The sequence below is a fragment of the Rhodopseudomonas palustris genome, from assembly GCF_034479375.1.
Classification (GTDB): domain Bacteria; phylum Pseudomonadota; class Alphaproteobacteria; order Rhizobiales; family Xanthobacteraceae; genus Rhodopseudomonas; species Rhodopseudomonas palustris_M.
In genome coordinates, this window is the sequence record NZ_CP140155.1 from 1,959,221 (window position 1) to 1,982,434 (window position 23,214).

19 protein-coding genes and 2 pseudogenes are annotated in these 23,214 nt (G+C 66.9%); 8 read left to right on the forward strand and 13 right to left on the reverse strand.

All coding sequences use genetic code 11. From position 1 onward, the window contains the following. Positions 1 to 123 precede the first annotated feature (123 nt). The 4 genes from SR870_RS08845 to folE form a co-directional block, all read right to left on the reverse strand. Positions 124 to 1,290 carry a DUF2336 domain-containing protein gene (locus tag SR870_RS08845; protein ID WP_322517604.1) on the reverse strand — a complete coding sequence of 389 codons (1,167 nt, stop codon included), beginning with the start codon at positions 1,288 to 1,290 and terminating at the stop codon, positions 124 to 126. A gap of 693 nt (positions 1,291 to 1,983) precedes the next feature. Then, the gene (locus SR870_RS08850) at positions 1,984 to 3,123 is read right to left on the reverse strand and encodes a transglycosylase SLT domain-containing protein (protein ID WP_322517605.1); all 1,140 of its coding nucleotides are present in this window, start codon (positions 3,121 to 3,123) and stop codon (positions 1,984 to 1,986) included. A 355-nt stretch (positions 3,124 to 3,478) separates the two neighbouring features. Next, the gene (gene hisI / locus SR870_RS08855; RefSeq protein ID WP_322517606.1) at positions 3,479 to 3,925 is read right to left on the reverse strand and encodes a phosphoribosyl-AMP cyclohydrolase; all 447 of its coding nucleotides are present in this window, start codon (positions 3,923 to 3,925) and stop codon (positions 3,479 to 3,481) included. 28 nt (positions 3,926 to 3,953) lie between these two features. Then, positions 3,954 to 4,643, reverse strand: a complete 690-nt coding sequence (folE, locus tag SR870_RS08860; RefSeq protein WP_322517607.1) for a GTP cyclohydrolase I FolE — start codon at positions 4,641 to 4,643, stop codon at positions 3,954 to 3,956. A 269-nt stretch (positions 4,644 to 4,912) separates the two neighbouring features. Here folE and SR870_RS08865 point away from each other — a divergent pair, with 269 nt between their 5' ends. Next, positions 4,913 to 5,368, forward strand: a complete 456-nt coding sequence (locus SR870_RS08865; RefSeq protein ID WP_322517608.1) for an iron-sulfur cluster assembly scaffold protein — start codon at positions 4,913 to 4,915, stop codon at positions 5,366 to 5,368. Between the two features lie 324 nt (positions 5,369 to 5,692). On the opposite strand, the gene SR870_RS08870 is transcribed toward SR870_RS08865, so the two are convergent. After that, positions 5,693 to 6,607 (reverse strand): hypothetical protein, encoded by a 915-nt coding sequence (locus SR870_RS08870; protein ID WP_322517609.1) that lies wholly within the window; start codon positions 6,605 to 6,607, stop codon positions 5,693 to 5,695. 300 nt (positions 6,608 to 6,907) lie between these two features. Between SR870_RS08870 and yidD the strand changes: the two genes are divergently transcribed. Beyond that, entirely contained in the window at positions 6,908 to 7,276 is a 369-nt protein-coding gene (yidD, locus tag SR870_RS08875; protein ID WP_416221142.1) for a membrane protein insertion efficiency factor YidD, read from the forward strand. Between the two features lie 101 nt (positions 7,277 to 7,377). On the opposite strand, the gene SR870_RS08880 is transcribed toward yidD, so the two are convergent. Further along, positions 7,378 to 8,172, reverse strand: a complete 795-nt coding sequence (locus SR870_RS08880) for a DUF3750 domain-containing protein (protein ID WP_322517610.1) — start codon at positions 8,170 to 8,172, stop codon at positions 7,378 to 7,380. A 162-nt stretch (positions 8,173 to 8,334) separates the two neighbouring features. Between SR870_RS08880 and chrA the strand changes: the two genes are divergently transcribed. After that, positions 8,335 to 9,567 (forward strand): chromate efflux transporter, encoded by a 1,233-nt coding sequence (gene chrA / locus SR870_RS08885; RefSeq protein WP_322517611.1) that lies wholly within the window; start codon positions 8,335 to 8,337, stop codon positions 9,565 to 9,567. A 28-nt stretch (positions 9,568 to 9,595) separates the two neighbouring features. Here the strand turns inward: chrA and SR870_RS08890 are convergent, their stop codons facing one another. Both SR870_RS08890 and SR870_RS08895 read right to left on the reverse strand, forming a co-directional pair. Continuing rightward, positions 9,596 to 11,014, reverse strand: a complete 1,419-nt coding sequence (locus tag SR870_RS08890; protein WP_322517612.1) for a sulfatase-like hydrolase/transferase — start codon at positions 11,012 to 11,014, stop codon at positions 9,596 to 9,598. Between the two features lie 222 nt (positions 11,015 to 11,236). Further along, positions 11,237 to 12,445 (reverse strand): alpha/beta hydrolase family protein, encoded by a 1,209-nt coding sequence (locus tag SR870_RS08895; RefSeq protein ID WP_322517613.1) that lies wholly within the window; start codon positions 12,443 to 12,445, stop codon positions 11,237 to 11,239. 381 nt (positions 12,446 to 12,826) lie between these two features. On the opposite strand from SR870_RS08895, the gene SR870_RS08900 reads away from it, so the two are divergent. From SR870_RS08900 to SR870_RS08910, 3 genes are all read left to right on the forward strand, one after another. After that, positions 12,827 to 13,036: a cold-shock protein gene (locus tag SR870_RS08900; RefSeq protein ID WP_011441069.1), complete on the forward strand. Its 210-nt coding sequence runs from the start codon at positions 12,827 to 12,829 to the stop codon at positions 13,034 to 13,036. Positions 13,037 to 13,171: 135 nt separating this feature from the next. Further along, positions 13,172 to 13,417, forward strand: coding sequence for a transcriptional regulator (locus SR870_RS08905; RefSeq protein ID WP_322517614.1), 246 nt, complete (start codon positions 13,172 to 13,174; stop codon positions 13,415 to 13,417). A 75-nt stretch (positions 13,418 to 13,492) separates the two neighbouring features. Further along, complete coding sequence (locus SR870_RS08910; protein ID WP_322517615.1) at positions 13,493 to 13,693, forward strand: TenA/THI-4 family protein; 201 nt, start codon at positions 13,493 to 13,495, stop codon at positions 13,691 to 13,693. Between the two features lie 64 nt (positions 13,694 to 13,757). Here SR870_RS08910 and SR870_RS08915 read toward each other — a convergent pair whose 3' ends face one another. Further along, positions 13,758 to 15,212: a mechanosensitive ion channel family protein gene (locus SR870_RS08915; protein WP_322517616.1), complete on the reverse strand. Its 1,455-nt coding sequence runs from the start codon at positions 15,210 to 15,212 to the stop codon at positions 13,758 to 13,760. 169 nt (positions 15,213 to 15,381) lie between these two features. Further along, positions 15,382 to 15,693, reverse strand: a pseudogene (locus SR870_RS08920) (MFS transporter); the annotation flags it as partial. Between SR870_RS08920 and SR870_RS24165 the strand changes: the two are divergent. Then, positions 15,692 to 15,742: pseudogene (locus SR870_RS24165) on the forward strand (hypothetical protein); the annotation flags it as partial. The pseudogenes SR870_RS08920 and SR870_RS24165 overlap by 2 nt on opposite strands. Before the next feature lie 137 nt (positions 15,743 to 15,879). On the opposite strand, the gene SR870_RS08925 reads toward SR870_RS24165, so the two are convergent. From SR870_RS08925 to SR870_RS08935, 3 genes are all read right to left on the reverse strand, one after another. Then, entirely contained in the window at positions 15,880 to 16,704 is an 825-nt protein-coding gene (locus tag SR870_RS08925; RefSeq protein ID WP_322517617.1) for a hypothetical protein, read from the reverse strand. A gap of 181 nt (positions 16,705 to 16,885) precedes the next feature. Continuing rightward, positions 16,886 to 18,010, reverse strand: a complete 1,125-nt coding sequence (locus SR870_RS08930) for an MFS transporter (protein ID WP_322518233.1) — start codon at positions 18,008 to 18,010, stop codon at positions 16,886 to 16,888. A gap of 154 nt (positions 18,011 to 18,164) precedes the next feature. Beyond that, a complete protein-coding gene (locus SR870_RS08935) occupies positions 18,165 to 20,738 on the reverse strand; it encodes a diguanylate cyclase domain-containing protein (protein WP_322517618.1) in 2,574 nt (857 codons plus the stop codon). A 398-nt stretch (positions 20,739 to 21,136) separates the two neighbouring features. Here SR870_RS08935 and thrS point away from each other — a divergent pair, with 398 nt between their 5' ends. After that, positions 21,137 to 23,212: a threonine--tRNA ligase gene (gene thrS, locus SR870_RS08940; protein ID WP_322517619.1), complete on the forward strand. Its 2,076-nt coding sequence runs from the start codon at positions 21,137 to 21,139 to the stop codon at positions 23,210 to 23,212. Positions 23,213 to 23,214 lie beyond the last annotated feature (2 nt).

The following is a 23,214-nucleotide window of genomic DNA, read 5'->3' on the forward strand; positions in this document are numbered from 1 at the left end:
CATTCCGGGGCGCGCGAAGCGCGAACCCGGAATCTCGAACTGTTCCGCAACGACTCGCGTCGCAACAACATCTGGATTCCGGGCTCGCTTGCTGCGCAAGCGCCCCGGAATGACGGCGTTGAGCTACGCGGCGATCAGATCGGGGCGTCGGACGGCGTGGTCGGCGATCAGTTCGCCGCAGAAGGCGCTGGCGTCTTCGCGGGCGGATTCGGTGGCGAAGCGGCGCAGCAGGATCAACAGCGGGGCGGCGGCGTCGGCGCCGGTCTCGCAACGCGTCAGCACGCGCTCGACCATCAGCCGGCGCAGCCGCGCCGCATTGACGTCGCTGCCGACGAAGCCGATCTCGTGCAGCGCCTCGAGCGCGGCGCGGAACGCCGGATGGGTCGTCTCCGGCAGGCCGGCGCGCGCCAACAGCGCGGTCAGGCCGGGGCCGCGCTCGTGCAGCAGCGCCGCGACGCGCGCCTGCGGCAGGCCGGAGAGTTCGACCAGGGCGCATTCGAACAATTCGAGATTGCCGGACAACAGCGCGCGCAGGATCAGCCCGGCGGTGAGCTGCGAGGTGGCGCGCAGATGCCGCATCAGCGCCGACAGATCGTCGCCGCGCGAGCGCGCCGCCACCGCCACGGTGGAGCGGTCGAGCGCGTCGGTGGTGGCGCGCGCGGCGCGATCGGCCGGCAGCCAGCCGCGCGCCACGACGAATTGCTGCAGCGTGTCGGACAGTTTCGACACCAGCGCCAGCCGCGTCGCCGCCGGCAGGCCGTCGAGCACCAGCATCGACTCGCGGATCGCGGCGAGATGGCCGTGGCGCTCGACGATGCGGTCCCACGAGAACGGCGCCAGCTCGGCGTGCGGATTTTCGATCAGCTCCAGCGCTGCTGCGGCGGTGCCGACCTCGGCGATCGCCGCGCACACCGCGGCCGGCAGCCGCACGCGGCGCGCCACCGCGCATTGCACCTGATCGCCGCCGGTGGCGACGATGTCGACCAGATCGGCGTCGATCAGCAGCGGCGAGAATTCCAGCACCGGCAGCGCCACCGAAGGCTGATCGGCGGCGAGCGCGCGCACGATCGCGGCGGGCGCCTGCGCGCTGCGGCAGAACACCTGCGCCATCGCCTGGCGCACCTGCGCCGAGACGTCGTCCAGCATCATCAGCAGCGCGCCTTCGGCGGCGGCGCGATCGTCCGGGGTGAGATCGGAGATCAGGAAGGCCCGCGCCAGCGCCCGGGTCGCCTCTGCACGCTCGCCCGCGGGCGCGTGACGAATCCAACTGATGAACTGCCGAACGATCATGGGCCTTCCGGCTTACGCAACGACGACATCGTGACGCGATGCCAACGTCACACTTTCTAAACCATGACGCTTAACAAAGGGTTCACCATAACTGGTTGGGTTTGTTGCTGTTTCGTTAACGATGCGGAAACCGATGGACATACTGGCGGGCAGTTAGTTGGGGCGCGGCTCTGCCTGCACGGCTCTCCTCTGCGCGTTGCGCCGGGCTCCTCAGCGCCTGACCGAAAATGGACTGAATCAAAATCGGTGCTTGCGTTCGTCATTGCGAGCGAAGCGAAGCAATCCAGAGGCTCGGTGCACACCGCCCCTGGATTGCTTCGTCGCTTCGCTCCTCGCAATGAAGAACTCGGGCGATTGGTCTTGTTGATTGCTGTTCCAGCTTGGCTGTCGCGATAAGGATGAAGCGAGTTGTTAGTTCGCGATGTCGATGCCGGCCGATCGCCTCGACCCGCTGTTGCGGCTGGGCAGTCGCGTAGGCGCAATGGTCAGCCACCGCCTCCGCAACGAGTCGTCCCCGCGCAGGCGGGGACCCATAACCCCTGGCGTCCCAAGTGAAGCAAGGCCTCTGCCACGGTGCTTCCTTCGAGATGCTGCGGCGTATGGGTCCCCGCCTGCGCGGGGACGACGTGCGGAGAGGCAAAGCCCAAGCGACGCGGCACGATGTGCCGCATCGCGCCCGGGACGCGCGCGCGATCAGCCGGCGAAGGTGCCGTTGCGGTCGCTGAACAGGTCGAGGGTGCGCGGCGGGCGGATGGTGGGGGTGGTGGAGAGCGCGGCGGACGGATCGGTCAGGCCGAAATCGGTCGGCGCGGCGGGGGCCGACGGGGCGTAGGACATCGTCGTGCTGGATGCGCCCGTCGCCGGGACGCTGGACGTGCCCGATGCCGCCGCGTCGGTCGACGTGCTCGATGCGCCGGTGCCGCCGCCCCACAATTGCTGCACCGCCGGCGACACCGGCTCGCTGCGGTCGCCGCCTTGGAACAGGGTGCGGAACATCGGCTCGGAGGATTGCCGCGTCGACGACGCCGTCGCATCGACCGGCGACACCGCGCGCACCGCCTCGACGGTCCGGACGTCCGGGAAGCTCGACAGATAGGCGGCGTTGTCGACCGTCCTCGCCGAGGCCAGCACCATCGCGGCGCCGGCCGGAGCGCCGCCGGCCGAGGCCAGCGCGGTCTGCGTCGCCGGCGAATTCGCCGCCGCGTTGTAGCGCGCGTCGAGATTGCCGTAGACCTGCGCGACGCTGCGGGCATTGCCCGAGCGGTCGTAGAAGATCGACTGGTTGGCGGCGGCGGCGTTGGGGAACATCGCCACCGCGCTGGCGTTCGGATTGTCCTGCGCGGCGTTGATCAGTCTGGACGCGCCGCCGACGCCCATGAAATGCGCCATATAGAGTTCGGAATCGCTCGGCCGCCGGCCGATCTCCGCCGTCAGCTTGAAGCTGTTGGACTGCGTCAGCGCGCCGGCCATCGCCGAACTCACCACCGGATCGTTGCGCAGATCCATGATCGCCTGCCGCGCCGCCGGATCGCTGACCGAGTAGCTGCCCGACGCGGATTTGCTGATCGCGTCCGCATAGTCGCCATAGCCGAGCTGGGCGCCCGCCTCTTTCACGGTGCCGAGCCAGGTCTGGTCGATGAACTGGAACAGGCCCTTGGCCGAGGAGGTCGACGCCGCCGCTTGCGGATTGAAGTTCGATTCCATCTTGGCGGTGGCGAGCAGATATTCGAAGCTGGCGCCGGTCGAGCCCGAGGCCTGCCTGATCGCGCCGGCAATCTTCGTCCGCGCCGGATCGACGAGCGTCACCGCGGAACTGGAGATTTCGGCGGACATGATGGAGGACCCTGCTCCCGAGCTGCGGTGAGACTCGCGCGCGTTGCACCGGCTGCAACCGTGCGGCCGGTATGGTTAACGAGGGGTTAATACGGCCGGCGTGCCTCTCGCTGAGCACCGTCATTCCGGGGCGCGCCGTCAGGCGCGAACCCGGAATCTCGAAGGTGTTGGATGCGATCGATGAACAGCTCCAGATTCCGGGTTCGCTCGCTGCGCGAGCGCCCCGGAATGACGGGTTCAAAACTGCTGTAGGGTGGGCAAAGGCGCGGAGCGCCGTGCCCACGCGCGCGACATGCGTGGGCTTCGCTGCGCTCAGCCCACCCTACGCGGTGAGACCTGGGCGCGGTCGCGCGTGCTACTTGCCGTACACCTTCGCCGGGTCGAAATGCCGGTGGTCATCGACCATGGTCAGCAGCGGCGCGCCGGAGGCGTCGCGGTCGATGCGGCGGTAGAAGCAGGAATGGCGGCCGGTGTGGCAGGCGGCGCCGCCGGCCTGGTCGACCTTGATCCAGACCGCGTCCTGGTCGCAGTCGACCCGCATCTCCAGCACCTTCTGGACGTGGCCCGAACTCTCGCCCTTCTTCCAGAGTCGCTTTCGAGAGCGGCTGTAGTACCAGGCCTCGCCGCTCTGGATGGTTTTCTCCAGCGCCTCGGCGTTCATATGGGCGACCATCAGCACATCGCCCGAACGCGCGTCGGTGGTGACGCAGGTGACGAAGCCTGCCGCGTCGAATTTCGGACGCAACGCGATGCCCTCCTCGATATCGTCGAGCGCGGGCGATGAGGCAGCAGATGAACTCACGAGCGTTTTCCTCGCGCAATCCGAGGCGTTAGCCGCGGTTGCGAATCATCGACATGAAGCGGGCCTGCTCCGCCGGATTGTCGCGGAACATGCCGGTGTAGCGGCTGGTGAAGGTCGAGGCGCCCTGCTTGCCGATGCCGCGCACCGACATGCAGGTGTGCTCGGCCTCGATCATCACCGCGACGCCGCGCGGCTTCAGCACCTCGTCGATCGCAGCCGCGATCTGCGCGGTGAGATGCTCCTGGGTCTGCAGCCGGCGGGCGAAGATCTCGACCAGGCGCGCCAGCTTCGACAGCCCGACGACGCGCTCGACCGGCGTATAGGCGATATGCGCCTTGCCATAGAACGGCATGACGTGGTGCTCGCAATGCGAAGTGAAGGAGATGTCGCGCACCAGCACGAAATCGTCGTAGCCCGCTGTTTCACCGAAGGTGCGGTCGAGCACTTCGGCGGGGCACTGGTGATAGCCCTGGAACAGCTCGTCATAGGCCTCGACCACCCGGCGCGGGGTGTCGAGCAGGCCCTCGCGCTCGATGTTCTCGCCGATATAGGACAGCAGCGTCTTGACCGCGGCCTCGGCTTCGGCGCGCGACGGCCGCGGCTGATCCGGCTGCACGGCGGCAGCGAGGAATTCCGAAGGGTCGAGCTCGGCGGGCTGAAATTCAGTGCGGGCCTCCGGCAGCTTGCCGGTCCGCAGCGGCTTGATCTTGGCGTCCATCTTCACTCCGTTCGACCAGCCCTCGCGGGCCGGATGTGTCACCGGGCAGACGGGCGGCCAGCCGCCGGTCGTCTTGATCCCTTCAGCGAACCCTGCCGCGCAACATCCTCGGCGCATGGGGGTTCACAAGATACGGCCGGCGGTTTCAGCGCCGCGCGGCGGACTGTGTTTCGCCGCCTCTCCTCCTATATAAGATGATACGCCGGAACCGCCAAGGCAGCCCCTCCGAATCCGTCGGCGGGCGGGCGGAACGGCCCGGACAATTTCGCATGCTCAACGACATCTACAACAAGCGGATCATCGAGCTGGCGGGCAATATCCCGCGGATCGGCCGCCTCGATCATCCCGACGCCACCGCCACCGCGCACTCGAAATTGTGCGGCTCGACCGTCAAGGTCGACCTCAAGATGGACGGCGACACCGTCAGCGACTTCGCCCACGAGGTGAAGGCCTGCGCGCTCGGGCAAGCGTCGTCATCGATCATGGCCAGCCATGTCGTCGGCTCCACCTCCAGCGAGCTGCGAGCCTTGCGCGACAGCGTGCGGAAAATGCTCAAGGAAAACGGCGCGCCGCCGGACGGCAAATGGGCCGATATCGCGATGCTCGAGCCGGTCCGCGACTACAAGGCGCGACACGCCTCGACGCTGCTGACCTTCGACGCGGTGGTCGACGCGATCGGCCAGATCGAGGCGCAGCGCGCCGGCGCGGGTGCGGCGGTCTCCTGATTTTCGGCGCTTCTTGTAGGGTGGGCAAAGCGAAGCGTGCCCACGCATTCGCCGTGACACGCAGCAATTCTCCGGCGCGTGGGCACGGCGCTGCGCGCCTTTGCCCACCCTACGAATTCCTCTCCGCACCAGCGGGGCGAGGGAGCGCGCCGGGCGCGGGGCGGAGGCATTGAACAACCGCGAAACAAAAACAAGGTCATTCCGGGGCGCTCGCGCAAGCGAGCGAACCCGGAATCCCGAGCTGCTTAAGGGACGTTTCCAACCACCTCTGGATTCCGGGTTCGCCGCTACGCGGCGCCCCGGAATGACGGGGATAGGTGGTGCTCAATGCGCCGGCGGCTGCGGCGCGGCCGGTGCGGTGCCGCCGGTGGGGAGCGCGGCTTCGGCGGTTTTGGTCGCGGCGACGGGGGTCGGGACGAAGCGGTCCTGGACCGGCTTCGCGGCGGCGGCGACCGTGGCTGCGGCGGCGACCGCGGCCGACGGCGTGGCGGGTTTCGGCGGCAGCAGCTCGGCCAAGGCCTGGGCGGTGACCAGATTGGCGTCGCGCAGTTCCTGCGGCGAGAGCTGGTGCAGATCCTCCCAGGGCGGGACGCTGAGCGCCAGCGCCAAGAGATCGCCGGTGCCGCCCATCTCGAAGGTGTATTTGGCGAGCCGGCCGATATCGCGCTCGATGATGGTGACGTCCTGCGCGGTGTAGCTGGCAGCGCGGGCGTCCTCGGCGCGGTCGCCCATCCAGATCTGGTGCACCCGGACCCGGGCGCCCTCCGGCACGTAGCGGGTCTTGCCGGCCAGCAGCAGGAACACGCACATCGACTCGCAATAGGCCTCCGGCACGATGCCGGCGCGCGTCCCGGACGGCGTCTGCGTCCGCACGCTACTGCCGACCGTGGTCATCAGCCCCATCTTGCGCCAGCGCCGGCCGAGCGCGATCGCGTCGTTGACCGAGCCGCCGCTGGAATCCAGCACCAGCGCCGCGCCGTCGAGCGGGCGGCTGCGGGCGAAATTGTCGAAATCCTTCGGGGTGTCGGCGGTGACGATGCCGACCGCGCTGATCCAGCCGGTGCAGTTCGGCTCGCAGGCGACCCACTCGAATCGCATCGGCAGCTTGCGGGCCTCGAGGCTGCCGCCGGCCTGCGCCAATTGCGTCGGCCCCGCCGCGGCGCCGAGCAGCACAAAGCCGAGCGCGGCGACGCGTGCGAGCGTCGATCTGGCGAAGCGGGACAGAACAGCGGCGTTCACCGTGGCTCCTTCAACTCCGGTTCTTCAACTCCGGGCTGGCTTCAACTCGGGCAGACTTCAACTCGGCGGACTTCAACTCCGTCAGCAGATGCGCGAAAGGTTCCGGGGAATTTGCTCGAATCCGTCACGCTTACGTTATTTAAGGTTCATGGAAAATCCGGCGTTGATCAATCGCAATCGGTCGGATCGACGCTGCACTGCAGTCAACAAAGTGCGATATTTCCGTGTCTGTTGCGCATTTGCAGTAGTAGAACGGTTCCCCGCACAGGAACCCGGCAGATCCGCGGCCAGATCCGAGGCATGATGCCCATTCGATTTCCAGCGACCGCCGTCGACATGCTGCAGGCGCTCACACGGCTGCCGCGCAACGCCGGCCGCGGCCTGATCTGGGTATATCGCCACAGCTTCTCGGCGCTGGTCGGCTCGAACTGCCGGCACCTGCCGACCTGCTCGCAATATGGCGACGAGGCGATCGGCCGGTTCGGATTGTGGGCCGGCGGCTGGATGACGCTGGCGCGGCTCATTCGCTGCAATCCCTACGGCACCTCGGGGATCGACAATGTGCCCGAGGCGCCGCCGCCCGGCGCGCGCTGGTACCTGCCCTGGCGCTACGCACGCTGGCGCGGCGTCAACGCGCCGGACTGTGGCTGCGGACATCATGATGAGTAGGGTGGGCAAAGTCGCGAAGCGACGTGCCCACGCGCTAGGCTGCAGTGCTTATCAAGGAGACGCGTGGGCACGCTGCGCTTTGCCCACCCTACCTGCTTTGCTTAAATCGGGCTCAGCCCGATGCGGCCGAGGCCGGGCAGCTTGATCGCCGGGCGGCGCAGATCGAGGCCGAGCACCGCGCCGAACAGGTTCAGCTCGACGCCCTCGATCCAGCCCAGCGTCAGCCCGCAATAGCCGCCGAGCGTGGCGCGGATGCCGGTGCCGGACGGCGTCCAGCCGATCCAGCCGCCGTCCCACGGATAGTCCTTGCCGATCGCGGTCGGCGGCAGCGTGGTCTTGAGTTCCGGCACCGCGGCCAGCGCCGCCGCGACAAAGGTGTTGGAGTTCGGCCCCGGCCAGGCGCGGTAGTCGCCATAGGCGTTGAGCTTGTAGCTTTTGATCGCCGCCTCGATCTTCGGGATCATCGACGCCGCCGCCTCGCCGTCCGCCGCGGCGATCAGTTGCGGCTCGTCGCCGAACCAGCGGCCGTCGGCGACGAAGCCGTTGACGCGGACCGGTTCGCCCCAGGCGGTGTAGTCGTAGCGGGTGTAGCGCGTCGCATTCGCCGGCTTCACCACGATCCAGCTATGCACCGCGAAGATGCCGCGCCAGCGCACCGTGCGCGCGGCGAACACCCGCACCAGCGCCTCCGGATGCGCAGCCGCCGGCGGCAGCAGCCCGGCGCTTGAGCGATCGGCCGCCTGCCACGACACGCTGCGATCGCCCAGCGCGTATTTGCCGGCCGACACGACGATCGGCACGATCAGGAGCAGCAGCAGGAGGATCACGAGGCGTCTCACGAGGATCTGTACGGGATGAGGAGCGGATAGAACGGATGATGGCGATATAAGTTGCATGCGCCTCCCCGCCAGCAGCCGGCCCTGCGACCTGGGCGCGCGATCAAACGAAACGTTCCGCGGAGCCGGACGCCCGCGGCCGGCGCATCCGCCGGAACTGGCCGACGCGACCGTTCTCGTCTATCGACAGCGGATGGGAAGCCGTCCGCCGCGGATCGATTTGTGACCAGCACCAAGCCGCAGACCGATGGATCGAACCGGCCGCGCGCCGGCTCCGCGCCGGAAGTGCTGCTGATCTTTCTCAAGCTCGGGCTGACCAGCTTCGGCGGGCCGATCGCGCATCTGGGCTATTTCCGCGACGAGTTCGTAACGCGGCGGAAGTGGATCGACGAGCACGGCTATGCCGACCTGGTGGGGCTGTGCCAGTTCCTCCCGGGGCCGGCCAGCAGCCAGGCCGGCTTCGCGATCGGCCTGATGCGCGCCGGCTATCTCGGCGCGCTCGCCGCCTGGACCGGCTTCACCCTGCCGTCCGCGCTGGCCATGGTGCTGTTCGCCTATGGGGCCGCGGCCCTCGACGGGCCGGTCGGGGCCGGGCTGCTGCACGGGTTGAAGCTGACGGCGGTGGCGATCGTGGCGCAGGCGGTCTGGGGCATGGCGCGGACGCTGTGTCCGGATCGCGAACGCGCCTCGATCGCCGTGGTCGCCGCCCTCGTCGTCCTGCTCGGCACGTCGTCGGCGATGCAGATCGCGGCGATCGCGGTCGGGGGGATTGCCGGGCTGTGGCTGTGCCGGGACGGATCGGCGACGCCCTCAAGCCAGTTCGTGTTCCCGGTATCGCGCGGCGTCGGCCTCGCCGCGCTCGCCGCCTTCGTGCTGCTGCTGATCGGGCTGCCGCTGCTGAGCGCCGCGATGGCCTCCCCCGGCATCGCGCTGTTCGACGCGTTCTATCGCTCCGGCGCGCTGGTGTTCGGCGGCGGCCATGTCGTGCTGCCGCTGCTGCGCGAAGCCTTCGTCGCGCCGGGATGGGTGAGCGACGACGCCTTTCTCGCCGGCTATGGCGCGGCGCAGGCCGTGCCCGGCCCGCTGTTCAGCTTCGCCGCCTATCTCGGGACCATCGTCGGCCCGCAGCCGCATGGCCCGGCCGGCGCCGCACTGGGGCTGATCGGCATCTTCCTGCCGGGCCTGCTGATCCTGCTCGGCGTGCTGCCGTTCTGGAATGCGTTCCGGCGTGCCGCGGGCGCGCAGGCGGCGATGCGCGGCGTCAACGCCGCGGTGGTCGGCCTGCTCGGCGCGGCGCTGTACGATCCGGTGTGGACCAGCAGCGTGCACGGCCCGGTCGATTTCGCCATCGCGCTGACGGGCTTCGTGCTGCTGACCGCGTGGCGGGCGCCGCCGCTGGTCGTGGTGGCGGGCAGCGCGCTCGCCGGCGCCCTGCTCGCGCTCGGCGCGGCTTGAGCGGCCGCCCCCGCCTCGATCACAGGCCTCAATCATCCGCCTCGACCGCCGACTGCCCGATCCGCGTGCCGGCGGCGTCGCGCGGCTGCAGCCTGTACCAGGCGACCCGGCCGGGTTCGAACTGGGCGCGGCCGCGCTTCGACCACAGCGGCGGGGCGTGGTCGCCGACGATCAGGATCTCGGGCCGGCCCATCGCCGGATCGCGCGCCAGCCGGGCGGTGACGTCGAACACGTCGCGCCAGAGTTCGGCCATGCGGCAGACGTCGAGCCGGCCGAATTCGCCGCCGTCGTCGCCGCATTGAAAGTCGGCGGCCGCCTCGGCGGGCGCGATCGGCACGTGGCTGTTGAGCGTCAGCCAATAGGTGAAGCGCGGCTTGTCGCCCGCCGCGGGCGCGCGCGACGCCGCCGCGATCAGCGGCGCGAGGTCGGCGTCACAGGCGCCGCGGAAGGCGCCGCCGCAGGCGCGGCCGGTGGTCCTGATCAGATCGTCGCCGAACAGCGCGCGGTCAAAGCCGATGGTCGGGTACCATTGCTCGCGCTCGAACATGCCGCCGGCGAAGCCGTGCACCGCGACGGTCGCATAGCCGCGCCGGGCCAGCCGGTTCGGCAGGCAGCCGGCGGTGTCGGTCGCGACGTAGTCCTGGTAGAACATCCGCGTATTGCAAAGTTCGCGCATCTCGCCCGAGGTGGTCGAGCCGAAATAGCCGGCGTGTCCGGCGGTGACGACGTAGTCCCGGCTCAGCGTCGCTTCGTAGAGCGGCGCGGAGACCTTCGCGCGCGCCGCCGGATCGCGCAGAAAGCCGAGGCTTTCCACCATCACCACCAGGACGTTGCGGCCGTCGGCCCCGGCCGCCGCCGCGAAGCCGGAGACGTCCGCCGCGGACCGCACCGGCTGGTCGCGCCCCATGGTGGCGCCGAAATGATAATGCGGCGACACATTGCCGACGAAGTCGAGCGCGGCGAAGCCTGCGGTCAGAACGAACAGCGCCGGCACGCTGGCGCCGGCCAAAGCGGCGCGTCGGCGTAGGCAGGCCAGCGTCGCCACCATGGTGATCGCGACCGCCATGATCAGCGTCGCATACAGCGGCGAGGCGAAGAACTGGATCCGCTGCGCGCGATCGATCGCGGCGAGAAACTCGACCGGCGCCACGCCGAACATCAGCGACAGCGTCCGCACGATGTCGAAGCCGAGCACGACGACGAACAGCGGCACGATCAGCGCGAACGGCACACTCCGCGCCAGCGCCGCGACGCTGGCATAGAGCAGAATCGCTTCGGTGCGCGGCGGCAGGCCGATGTCGACCAGCGACGTCATCGTCAGCAGCGACAGCAGATTGGGGATCAGCAACCCGCCGGCGATCAGCCTGGCATTGGCGCGGGCGAAGCGCACCAGCGGCGCGGCCCCCTGCGAAACCTCGGACGCGGCGACACCTTCGATCGCGGACATCGGCAATACTCACGCTACAACTATCGATTCGATAAGTATCGGAACGAACGCTACGGTTGAAATTGCGAAATCGGAGTTAATTCGGTTGCGGAAACAGGCGCTACATAAATACCGAGCACCCAAGGCACTGAACCGCCGTCGCGTCGTCCGCGGCCGGATTCCCGGACGCGGAGCGATGAATCGCACTGAAAGCAGCCGCGCGCGGCGTCGCCGCGCCGGCTGTTACTTGCCGTCGAACCACGTCTTCCATTGCGGCACGGCGGTGGCGAAGGTGCCGCGATGGCTGGTGTCGCCGGTCGGCACCGCCTCGATCTTGTCGTTGCCCATCGCCTTCTGCCAGGTCATCGGCAGTTGCCCGAGCTCGGTGCGGATCGCCTCGTCGGTCAGGCCGTAATAGGTCCGCACCGGGGTCTTCACCACCCAGCGATAGGACTGCGTCTGCGCGACGATGCGGCCATAGGCCGAATTGGCGAAGTACTGCGTGTCGAAATATTCCGGCCGGATCAGCTTCTTCAGATCGGTCGGGATCGCGGCCTGGTCGAACGGCTCGCGCAGATAGGCCTTGCGGGCGTTGTCGTAGCTGTCGGCCGTCAGCAGCGAGCGGGCGAGGCCCGGCACGCCGTAGTAATTCTCATAGGAAAACGCGGTCAGGATGAAGATCGTCGGAATCCAGTCGGCGTCGATTTTGCGCGGAAAATTGAGGAAGCCCTCGAAACCCGCGAACGCGTCGGCGGGCGCGCTGGCGGTGGCCGCCGCGTTCACCGGCATCCCGGCAGCTTCGAGCTTCTCCAGCATCGCCAGCGTGACGAAGCCGCCCTGCGACCAGCCGCTGAGGAACAGCTTGGTGTCGGCGAGCTTGAGATCGGCGAGCACGGCCCGGCTGGCGACGACCATGTCGTAGGTCGCCTGCTGATGGCTGCCCTTGACCATGTAGCCTTCCGGCTCGGTCGAACTGCCCATGCCGAAGTAATCGGCGCCGATGACGAGATAGCCCTGCCCGGCGAATTGCGCGATCATCAACTGGGTCTCGGGCGACTGCTCCGGGAACGACGGCACCTCCTGCTTTCCGTACACGGTGCCGTGCTGATAGGAGACCATCGGAAACGACGTCGCCTTGGTGTCGGGCACCGCGATCAGTCCGGTGGCGACGATCGGCTTGTTGCCGCGCTCGGGCACCACCGACGAATAGGTCACGCGATATAGTTTTACGGCGTTGGTGGCGGGCGTGTAGGTCACCTGGATGCCGGCGAATTTCGGCGTGTCGGTGCTCAGGATCCTGTCGAGGCGATCGACGTCCCAGCGATCGAGATACTGATAGGAGACGCCGGAGCCGACCTGCACCGGGCCGCGCGGCTGCTGGGCGCTCGCCGGCGACCAGACGAGCGCCGCGCACGCAACTACGACACCGATCCGAACCAGACCTGTCATCATCATCTTCATCCGCCGCCGAGTTGTGAGTTGAAACGGTGAGCGCGGCGCGCCGCGCTGTTGCGCGCGTGTGTAGCAATGCGAGGTAAAGAATGAGTTCCACGGCCGTGATCACGGGCGATCGCGGCGCGCGTGATCACGATCGAACACGATCGATCGCGCGCCTGGCCGCGCCGCATTGTGAACGCATTGTGAGCGCTCCTTGGCCACCAAAACCGCGACCGATACGACGCTTGTGTTTGCCGGCTGTTTCGGTTAAGGTCTTTCAATTCGATTAGCCGCTGTGACTTTCTGAACGCGCCTGCGGGCTCCTTCCCAAAGACATCGATTAGTTGAACGACGACGTGTGATCGTCACACGTCTATATGCTTTGGAGAAGACAAGATGCCGACAGGAACCGTGAAGTGGTTCAATGGACAAAAGGGCTTCGGCTTTATCGCGCCGAACGACGGTGGCAACGATGTGTTCGTTCACATCAGCGCCGTTGAACGCGCCGGGCTTTCGGGCCTCGCGGAAGGCCAGAAGGTGAATTTCGAGCTCAAGACCGACAAGATGCGCGGTAAGACGAGCGCGGAAAATCTCGAGCTGGTCTGATCCAGCTCGCTCCGTTTCACGGATGTACTGAAACGGTAGGTGTGACCCGCTCGATCCTCTGCGATTGGGCGGGCGTCGCCATGTCTGCAGGTCTGTTCCCTGAAGGCGTGGCGTCTACAAGCTGAGGATCTCGATATGGTCGGCAAAAGCGACAGCGAACGATCCCCCGCGAGCCTCGACCGGGCCCGCAAGAAGCAGCTCGCCAGCGAAGAAGGCGCGCGCACCATGGCGCAGTTCCAGACCGAAGCGGTCAATGTGCGCAAGAACATGGAGCGCCTGCGGGCGCTGCGGCTCGCCAAGGAAGCCCAGGCCGAGAGCGACGCCCAGATCGCCGCCGAGAATGCTCCCCCGGCGAAGAAGAAATCGCGCAAGAAGGCCTGATCGCGCGGCGAGGCCTGTCCGGGGCTTCGGTTCGAGAGCCCGTTCTGCCGGAGCTGTATCCGTCTGGAGTTGAAAATGGCCGTGCCTGACGACTTCAAACTGATCCGCGAAATCCGCGACGCCGGCGGACGCAAGCAGGTGTTCAACCCGCGCGAACAGCACAGATACGAGGACCTGGTGGTGCTGGGCTGGCTGAAACGCTCGCCCCCGCTGGAATCCAAATCGGCGTTCTATCAGATCACCGACCGCGGCAAGGCAGCCGCCGTGCGCTCCTGACGACGCCGCAGGCGGTCCGTCTCCGGGCGTTTGCGCGCGCGGGCGGCTCCCGGTCGCGCGGCGATCACTGCTTCAGCAGATTCTCCGAGGATTCCGGCGCCTTGCCGTCGGATTGTTCGGCGACCTCTCGGGTTTCGTTGCTGAGATTGCCCTCGCCGTAGCTGACCGGCCTGCGTTCCTGTTCGGCCTCCGCCTCGCCGTCGCTCCCCTCGGGCTGCGCTGCCGGCGCGCTCGCCGCGTCCCGGCGGAGGATCGGGATGCCTTTCGGAAACACCACCTCGCGCGCCGGATCGGGAAGCTCGATCCCGCCCTTCTGCAGCGCCTCCTTGGTGAGCCGCAGCAGCGCCGAATTGATCTTGGCTGGTGAATAGGTGGCGCTGGCGAACCAGTAGTAGATCCGAAGATTGACGCTCGCCTCGCCGAGCTCTTCGACCAGCACCAGCGGCTCCGGGGTGTCGAGGACGGCGGGGTGCTGCGCCAGCACCCCCGCGATCAGCGCCTGCGCCTTGGTGGTGGGCGAATCATAGCCGATCCCGACCGCGAAGGTCGCGCGCCGGCTCGCCGTGCTGCTGAAATTGACGATCGTGCTCTTGAAGACGATGGCGTTGGGAATCTGCACGTAGTTGCCGGCGAGCGTGAGCAGCACGGTGGTGCGCATGTTCAGGTTCTGGACGATGCCGGTGTTGCCGGCGACCTCGATCAGATCGCCGGTGCTGAACGGATTGCGGACGCTGAGCAGAATGCTGGCGAGGAAATTCTCGGCGATGTCGCGGAAGGCGAAGCCGACGATGATGCCGATCAGCCCGGTGCCGCCGAGCACGGTGAGTGCGAGCCGCGTCAGCCCGGCGACCTGAAGCACGAAGTAGATGCCGAGCAGATAAATCGGGATCGAAAACGCCGCAACGATCACCGACTGGAGCAGCGACGACGGCACGCGTCGGGCGAAGAACATCCGCGCAAACAGCCCAACCAGACGGGCCAGGCCCCACGTCACGAGCAGGATGACGGCAGCCAGCAGCAACCAGGGCCAGGCCTGAACCGCCTGCCGATAGATGGTGACGAACTCGCTGCCGGCGCGACCGAAGGTCGAGCCGAGATTGGCATCGACCTCGATGCGGTTCACCACCGCAACGGTCCCCTCGGTGTTCTGGGCGAGGGTGCCGGCCCAGCGGCGATGCTCCTGGGTGTCGGTTCCGCCCTCGAGGAACACCACGCCGTCCCGCACCGAAACGGCGGGATTCTGAAACCAGTTGGTCGATCGCAGGATGCGCTGGATGCGGCCGGCGATCGCCTGATCGTCGGCGGTGGGATCGACCTCGACCGGCTTCGAAACCGCGGTGTCGGCCTGCTCGCCGGGGAGCAATCCGGCCGGCGGGGTCTGGGCGGACGCCAGCGTGGCACAGACCGCAAGCCAGAAGGCGATCAGCACCACACTCTGCACGATGCCGAAGATCCGCCCTCGCCCGCCGCTGCCGCGCATGCCGAAGCCGGGCTGACGGCGCGAGAGCGAACGATCCATTCCGGCTCCTGTGTGAGATCGGGGTCGCGCATCGGGGAGACGCGACGCTCCGTCGGACGCGCGGCGCCTCGCCCCGGCCGGCCGTCGCGGCCGGCGGTTCCGCTGCCAACTTGCGCCGGAACGGATTGTTCCCGCGAAGCCGGCGGCCCCCCCGGACGGCGGGGCTGGATTATGCTCTTGGCGTCTCGCGTGTCGCGAACAGCACCGCGAGCAGCGCGCAGGTCATCACCGCGGTCGAGACGTAGCCGTTGACGTGCAGCAGGCCGGCGGCGAACAGCGCGCCGCCGATCGCGGAGCCGATCGCCTGGCCGACATACAGCACCGAAGTGTTGAGCGACACGGTGACGCCCGCCAGCGCCGGATCGGCGGTGAGCAGGCGCACCTGCTGCATCGAATTCGCCGCCGCGAAGCCGAGCCCCCAGATCGCCACCGACGCCGCCATCACGGCGAAATGGCCGGCGCCGAAGGTCCAGCCGGCGATGCGGGAAACCGGCGGACGCAAGCAGGTGTTCAATCCGCGCGAGCAGCGACGCTACGAGGATCTGGTGACGCTCGGCTGGCTGAAGCGCTCGCTGCCGCTGGACACCAAATCCGGCGTTCTACCAGATCACCGACCGCGGCAGTCAGAAGCTGACCCGCGGCGTCAGAATATCGCAGCTAGTGTCCCTCAGTTGCGTAGATTTCCTGTGAGTCGCTCAATTTCTTTCTCGTCCGGAAACGGTTTTCGAAGTCCAAGGTCACTAGCTACTGAGACACATGCCTCGCTTATCGAAGTCGCCGGATATACTAGGGTGTTACGCGCATTTTCGAGTACGCCATGGGTATGATGAGCGGTCACCCATCGCATTTCATGATCAAGCGTATTTACGCGATCACGAATAATCCGTTCCAGGTTGAAAAGCGAAACTCGGGCCTCATAGTTCTGCACGTCTGAAAACGGGGAGAGCTGTCCAAATACGTCAATCGTGGTCTTTAGTGCCTCCAGTTGACGCTGAAGCGCATCCCCAAAATTATTATTGTCTTTCCAGTTTTCGATCTCAGCAATGGCCAAAAGTCGGTGAGCGTCGTCTCGGATTGCGAGTACAGCTTCACCAACTAAACGCTCAAGCGCTGATGTTCGGAGTGAGTTGGAATGACGGGCCGCCCAAACCGAGCCGAGCACTGTAATACCCGCCCCCAATGCCGAACCAATAAGCGTCGCGACTCCGCCATCCATCGCAAGACGCCCAAACTCGGGAGCGGAGGCAAGTCCCATCAGAAAACCGACCAGCCCGACCGTTCCCAAGGCGCACCAATGCGGCAGCGGCGGAGCTCTGAAAACGAACTTGTGGACAATTCCAGCAAGCTCTTTTGCGCTTTTGAATCGGCTAGCGAAAAAACCATGGAGAGACTTGAATCGGCCAACACCCTGAGAACGCATTCTTGAAAATGCACCGAATCTCAATTGGTCATCACTCCACCCGGAGTTCTTCGGATTCGGCCACTTCGACATTGATAATACCCCGCGCATCTGAGCAACTAGGCTTGATTCAGACGCGCGAATCCAAGACGGCGTCAGAAGATTAATGCGCTGAATCGGGCACGCAACAATTGCCTTATACTAATGTGTCCACTCAAGAAATCTGTTCTGGGTGCAAGTCAAGCGATTAGCAGAAATCTGTAGGGAGAAGAAGTCAACCTTTCGCCTTCTTCTCCCGCGTCGCGAACAGCACCGCGAGCAGCGCGCAGGTCATCACCGCGGTCGAGACGTAGCCGTTGACGTGCAGCAGGCCGGCGGCGAACAGCGCGCCGCCGATCGCCGAGCCGATCGCCTGGCCGACATACAGCACCGAGGTGTTGAGCGACACGGTGACGCCCGCCAGCGCCGGATCGGCGGTGAGCAGGCGCACCTGCTGCATCGAATTCGCCGCCGCGAAGCCGAGCCCCCAGATCGCCACCGACGCCGCCATCACGGCGAAATGGCCGGCGCCGAACGTCCAGCCGGCGATGCCCGCGAGCATGAAGGCGGTGAACAGCGCCGAAGTGTTGTAGGCGCCCCAGCCGTCGACGATCCGGCTGGCGATCACGCTGCCGACGAAGCCGAACACGCCGTAGAGCGCGAACACCAGCCCGATCTCGGCCGGGCCGGCGCCGGTCAGACCGGTCAGCAGCGGGCCGAAATAGGTGAACACCACGAATTGCCCGGAGGTCTGCAGCGACGACACGCCGAGCAGCCTGAGGATGCGGCGGCTGCGGCCGACCGCGGCCCAGGTCGACAGGTCGACCGGCGTCGCGCGCAGCCCGCCCGGCAGTCGCGCCCACAACAGCACGAAGGCGACCAGCCCGATCGCGCCGAGCAGGCCATAGGCCTCGCGCCAGCCGAAATGGCCGGCGACGAAGGCGATCATCGGCACGCCGAGCGCCACCGCCAGCGACCAGCCGAGAAACACATAGGCCATGGTGCCGCCGCGCTTCTCCGGCGACACCAGCAGCGCCACCGCGCCGGCCGCCTGCGGCGTGTACAGCGCGCCGACCGAGAGCATCGCGATCCGCACGCCCAGCAGCACGGCGTAGTTCGGCGCCAATGCCGAAGCGAGATTGCCGAGCGCGAGCACCAGGAGCGTCGTCGTCAGCAGCAGCCGGCGGTCGATCCTAGAGGTCAGCCACGCCGACAGCGGCGAGCCGATGCACAGCACCACCGCGCCGAAAGTGATCAGCAGCCCGGCTTCGCGGATGCTGACGCCGAGGCCCTGGGACAATTCGCCGAGCATGCCGGCCGGCGCCAGAACCGCCGTTCCGGTGACGAAATTGCCGAGCATCAGGGCGGAGGGAGCGAAAGCGCGGGACACGCCGAGGGGTCTAGCAGAAACTCAATGCAGGTGCATTAAAATTTGCGGACGGTCCGCGCGGCGCCGCCATGCGAGAAACCGGCAACGGCCGCGCCCTCTTGGGCCCGGTCGACTGCCGGCGCGATCACGCCTCCGGCTCGAAGAATCGAAATCCATTCCGGCCCTCGGACTTCACCGCATAGAGCGCAACGTCGGCCATCTTGAGCATGGCGGCGGCATCCGTCGCGGCATGCGGCGCCATCGCGATCCCGATGCTGACGCCGACCGAAACCTGCGCTCCCTCGATGTCGAATGGTTGCGAGATCAGCCTGACGATTCGCTCGGCCAGCCCCCTCGCCGCCTTCGCACGGTCCTTTGCGCCGAACTGAACGATCGCGAATTCGTCGCCGCCCAGGCGGGCGAGTACATCGGTCTTTCGAAGCGAGGATTTGAGCCGTTGCGCAGCTTCCCGCAGCAACTGGTCTCCGGCGGGGTGCCCGAGCGTGTCGTTGACCTGCTTGAACCTGTCGAGATCCAGCATCAACAAGGTGAACGGCTCGCCGTTGCGCTGCAGACGCGCCACGGCGGCCTCGATGGTCTCGTCGAACGCCGCGCGATTTGCCAGCCCGGTCAGAAGATCGTGGTGTGCGAGAAAGAGAATCTCGGCCTCGCGGCGCTGCTGCTCGGTGATGTCTTCATGCGTGCTGACCCAGCCGCCTTCCGGCAGAGGCTGCCGGGTCAGATTGATGAGCCGCCCGTCGGACAGTTGCTGGATCTGGCTGGAGGTATCGGTCGGAAGAACATACAGCTTCAGCCATTCCTCCTGACTTCCGATATCACCCGCAACGACGCCGTTCGCAATGCAGGACTGAACGATGTCCCGGATATGCGTTCCGACCTGTTGCAGCGCATCCGGCAAGCGATAGAGTTTGGCGTACAAATTGTTGCACATCACCAGCCGACCGTCGGAGTCGAACATCGCGACGCCGTCGCCCAGATTCTCGAGTGCGGCCTTCAGCCGGGCAGTCTGGACGCGCTGCTCCTGTTCGCGAGCCAGGCGGAGCTGGACGATCTCCGCTTTCATGCGCCGCGCCGTCTCGCCGTCGATCAGCGCCCGGAATTCCTGCGCGATCGCGATATCGCCTTCCTTCCAGGGGGCGGAATGACCGCTCACGGTCTGGATCCAGACGGCGAAGGACGCGCGGGGCGAGATGACGCCGGTGGCCGCATCGGCGAAGGCAGGTTCGGCCGGGTTACCGCCCCAGCGCGTCGTGCGCGACTGTTCCGGGCGAAACCACAACATCGCGTCGTCCGCGCCCACCAGCGGCAGCAGCAGCGCGCCGCTGCCGTCCCGCTTGCATGCGGACAGTTCGGGATGACGCAAGCCGAGGTCGTCGCAGGCCAGCAATTCGCCGGCGGATTCCTCACGCAGCCGCGCGAGCGCCCGCTCGGCCTGGTCGAGCGGCGGCGTCCGTCCGACGCAGCGAACCTTCCCGGAAAAACTGATGATGGCGCCGGCGGCATCGACCAGATCGAGCAACTCGGATTCGGTCGCGGCGAACGCCTCGAGCATCGTCGGCGCGGACGCGAACTGCTCGGCGAGCCGCGTCATCGTGGCGTTGCGCTCGGCCCTCTTCCTGGCGGCCTCGGCCTCGCCCAGAGGCCCCAGCAATGTGGAGACGAATTGTCCCAGAATGTCGGCGGCCGCGCGCAACTCCGGGCCCGGATTCCGCGGCGTGCGATGGTGACACACCAACATGCCCCACAGCTCCGGCCCCTCCGCCAGTCCGATCGTCAAGCTCGCCGCGGTCTGCATGTTCTGCATGTAAGCGAGATGGTAGGGCGAGACGCTGCGCAAGGTGCTGCAGGTCAGATCGAGCGGCGCCTCGCCATCGAGCGTCCGGTCGGTGAGCAACGGCACCGGCCGATAGCGGGAATCGACGATCGCGCCGACGCGCTGGCGCAGATAGAGCCGCCTGGCCTGAGGCGGAATGTCCGATGCGGGATAGTGAAGCCCCAGATACGGATCCATCTCGGAACCGCGGGCCTCGGCGATCACCTCGCCATGGCCGTCGGTGTCGAAGCGGTAGGCCATCACCCGGTCGTAGCCGGTGATCTCTCTCAGGCTGCGCACCGCGAGCGCACAGAGTTCGCGCTGCCCCTCGGCGGACCTGAACGCGTCCAGCACGGCGCGGACCCGGTGCACCGGCGAGATCGGCGCGATGCTCGGCGAAACAGGTTCGACATCGATGCAGACCTGCGGGCCGACCCGGTACGCGGTCAGATGCAGGTCTTTGCCGTACCAGCCGGACAACTGATACAACGCGCTGTGGTCGCGGGATATCGCGTCCAGGATCGCCGAACTGGCCAACGCCCCGATCGATTGCTGAAGCGTTCGTCCCAGCGCAGCGCCGGCGGAGATGCCGAGCATGTCGTCGAGATTGGCACTGGCATGCGTGACCAGGGAAGTGTCGACCCGCGCGGCGAGCAAGGCCCCGTGCGGCTGGATCGCGCCGGGAATGTGGATCGGCTCTCGGCCGCAGATCGAATCGTCCAGATGATCGGATTGCACACCGTCACTCGCCATGGCTGATGGTCTCTTTCCGGATCGGGCTGGGCCGATCAGCCATGACTCCGAACCGCGCGCGCCCACCGAGCGTGGAGACGGCGGGATCTCATCGACCTGCTGCGAAACGAACTGAACCCGGCGCACCCGCATCGCGAGATGCCTATCCATCACGCGAGATGACGGGCGCGCATTTCCTGCTGCATCCCGATGGCGCCGATCAGCCCGATCGGCACACCACCTCGCATCCGACAACCCGCGCCGTGCGAGTTCGTTCCTGTTCGCGGGGCGGATTCACCACCTCGTCGCCTGCCATGGCGGGACGGTCGAAAAGCGCCGGGCCTGCGTGCCGACGGCGACGGGCGGTGCATCGCCCCTCACATCGGCGCAATTCAATGCAATTGCATTCAACCGGCGCCGCCTCGCCCCTGCAATTTGCCGCAACCGGGCCCTAAAACCCCCTCGGCTTGGTTGCATCCCCGGAATCGCCTGCTATATCGCTCGTCCGCTTACCTGCGCTCGTGTGCAGGAGTGAGCCACAGGAGAACGACATGACCGACAAGACCCCCGCCGACAAAGCCGCCGCCGACAAGGCCGCCGCCTCCGGCTTCCAGTTCACCCTCTCCAATCTCAAGCCGGCGGTGAACGCCGGGCAGATCACCGTGACCTTCCCGGACGGCAAGACCCGCGATTATCCGCGCGGCACCACCGGGCTGGAGATCGCCAAGGGGATCTCGCCGTCGCTGGCCAAGCGCACCGTGGCGATGGCGCTGAACGGCGTGCTGACCGACCTCGCCGACGGCATCGAAGACAACGCCGCGATCGATTTCGTCGCCCGCGACGATGCCCGCGCGCTGGAGCTGATCCGGCACGATTGCGCCCATGTGCTCGCCGAAGCGGTGCAGAGCCTGTGGCCGGGCACCCAGGTGACGATCGGCCCGACCATCGAGAACGGGTTCTACTACGACTTCTTCCGCAACGAGCCGTTCACGCCCGAGGACTTCGGCGCGATCGAGAAGAAGATGCGCGAGATCATCCAGCGCGACAAACCCTTCACCAAGGAAATCTGGAGCCGCGACCAGACCAAGCAGGTGTTCGCCGACAATGGCGAGATGTTCAAGGTCGAGCTGGTGGACGCGATCCCCGAAGACCAGACCATCAAGATCTACAAGCAGGGCGACTGGTTCGATCTGTGCCGCGGCCCGCATATGACCTCGACCGGCAAGATCGGCACCGCGTTCAAGCTGATGAAGGTGGCCGGCGCGTATTGGCGCGGCGACAGCAACAATCCGATGCTGACCCGCATCTACGGCACCGCCTTCGCCAAGCAGGAGGACCTCGACGCTTACCTGAAGCAGATCGAGGAAGCCGAGAAGCGCGACCACCGCAAGCTCGGCCGCGAGCTCGACCTGTTCCACTTCCAGGAGGAAGGCCCCGGCGTGGTGTTCTGGCACGCCAAGGGCTGGAGCATCTTCCAGTCGCTGGTCGGCTATATGCGCCGCCGGCTCGCCGGCGACTACGACGAGGTCAACGCGCCGCAGATCCTCGACAAGGTGCTGTGGGAGACCTCCGGCCACTGGGACTGGTACCGCGAGAACATGTTCGCGGCGCAGTCCGCCGGCGAGGACGCCGAGGACAAGCGCTGGTTTGCGCTGAAGCCGATGAACTGCCCCGGCCACGTGCAGATCTTCAAACATGGTTTGAAGAGCTATCGCGATCTGCCGCTGCGCATGGCCGAGTTCGGCATCGTGCATCGTTACGAGCCGTCCGGCGCGATGCACGGGCTGATGCGGGTGCGCGGCTTCACCCAGGACGACGCGCATGTGTTCTGCACCGAGGCGCAGCTCGCCGACGAGTGCATGAAGATCAACGATCTGATCCTGTCGACCTATTCCGACTTCGGCTTCGACGGCGAACTGACGGTGAAGCTGTCGACCCGGCCGGACAAGCGCGTCGGCACCGACGAGATGTGGGACCACGCCGAGCGGGTGATGGCGACCGTGCTGTCCGAGATCAAGGCCAGCGGCGGCAACCGGATCAAGACCGAGATCAACCCGGGCGAAGGCGCGTTCTACGGGCCGAAGTTCGAATACGTGCTGCGCGACGCGATCGGCCGCGACTGGCAATGCGGCACCACCCAGGTCGACTTCAACCTGCCGGAACGGTTCGGCGCGTTCTACATCGACGCCGACGGCGCCAAGAAGGCGCCCGTCATGGTGCATCGCGCGATCTGCGGCTCGATGGAGCGCTTCATCGGCATCCTGATCGAGCACTTCGCCGGCAACTTCCCGCTTTGGCTGGCGCCGGTGCAGCTCGTGGTCGCGACCATCACCTCGGAGGGCGACGAATACGCCAAGCAGGTCGTCGCCGCGGCGCGGCGCGCGGGCCTGCGCGTCGACATCGATCTGCGCAACGAGAAGATCAACCTGAAGGTGCGCGAGCATTCGCTGGCGAAGATTCCGGCCTTGCTCGTCGTCGGCCGCAAGGAAGCCGAGACCCATTCGGTCTCGGTGCGACGGCTCGGCAGCGACGGCCAGACCGTGATGCCGACCGCCGAGGCGATCGCCGCTTTGGTCGACGAGGCGACGCCGCCGGACGTGCGAAGGATGCGCGCGCAGGCGGCGTAATC

Bases quoted from the DNA above. Each gene is read 5' to 3' on its own strand.
- SR870_RS08845 (WP_322517604.1), bottom strand. From the start codon at position 1,290: ATGATCGTTCGGCAGTTCATCAGTTGGATTCGTCACGCGCCCGCGGGC.
- SR870_RS08850 (WP_322517605.1), bottom strand. From the start codon at position 3,123: ATGTCCGCCGAAATCTCCAGTTCCGCGGTGACGCTCGTCGATCCGGCG.
- folE (WP_322517607.1), bottom strand. From the start codon at position 4,643: ATGGACGCCAAGATCAAGCCGCTGCGGACCGGCAAGCTGCCGGAGGCC.
- SR870_RS08865 (WP_322517608.1), top strand. From the start codon at position 4,913: ATGCTCAACGACATCTACAACAAGCGGATCATCGAGCTGGCGGGCAAT.
- yidD (WP_416221142.1), top strand. From the start codon at position 6,908: ATGATGCCCATTCGATTTCCAGCGACCGCCGTCGACATGCTGCAGGCG.
- SR870_RS08880 (WP_322517610.1), bottom strand. From the start codon at position 8,172: ATGCAACTTATATCGCCATCATCCGTTCTATCCGCTCCTCATCCCGTA.
- SR870_RS08890 (WP_322517612.1), bottom strand. From the start codon at position 11,014: ATGTCCGCGATCGAAGGTGTCGCCGCGTCCGAGGTTTCGCAGGGGGCC.
- SR870_RS08895 (WP_322517613.1), bottom strand. From the start codon at position 12,445: ATGATGACAGGTCTGGTTCGGATCGGTGTCGTAGTTGCGTGCGCGGCG.
- SR870_RS08900 (WP_011441069.1), top strand. From the start codon at position 12,827: ATGCCGACAGGAACCGTGAAGTGGTTCAATGGACAAAAGGGCTTCGGC.
- SR870_RS08905 (WP_322517614.1), top strand. From the start codon at position 13,172: ATGGTCGGCAAAAGCGACAGCGAACGATCCCCCGCGAGCCTCGACCGG.
- SR870_RS08910 (WP_322517615.1), top strand. From the start codon at position 13,493: ATGGCCGTGCCTGACGACTTCAAACTGATCCGCGAAATCCGCGACGCC.
- SR870_RS08915 (WP_322517616.1), bottom strand. From the start codon at position 15,212: ATGGATCGTTCGCTCTCGCGCCGTCAGCCCGGCTTCGGCATGCGCGGC.
- SR870_RS08925 (WP_322517617.1), bottom strand. From the start codon at position 16,704: ATGTCGAAGTGGCCGAATCCGAAGAACTCCGGGTGGAGTGATGACCAA.
- SR870_RS08930 (WP_322518233.1), bottom strand. From the start codon at position 18,010: ATGCTCGGCAATTTCGTCACCGGAACGGCGGTTCTGGCGCCGGCCGGC.
- SR870_RS08935 (WP_322517618.1), bottom strand. From the start codon at position 20,738: ATGCGGGTGCGCCGGGTTCAGTTCGTTTCGCAGCAGGTCGATGAGATC.
- thrS (WP_322517619.1), top strand. From the start codon at position 21,137: ATGACCGACAAGACCCCCGCCGACAAAGCCGCCGCCGACAAGGCCGCC.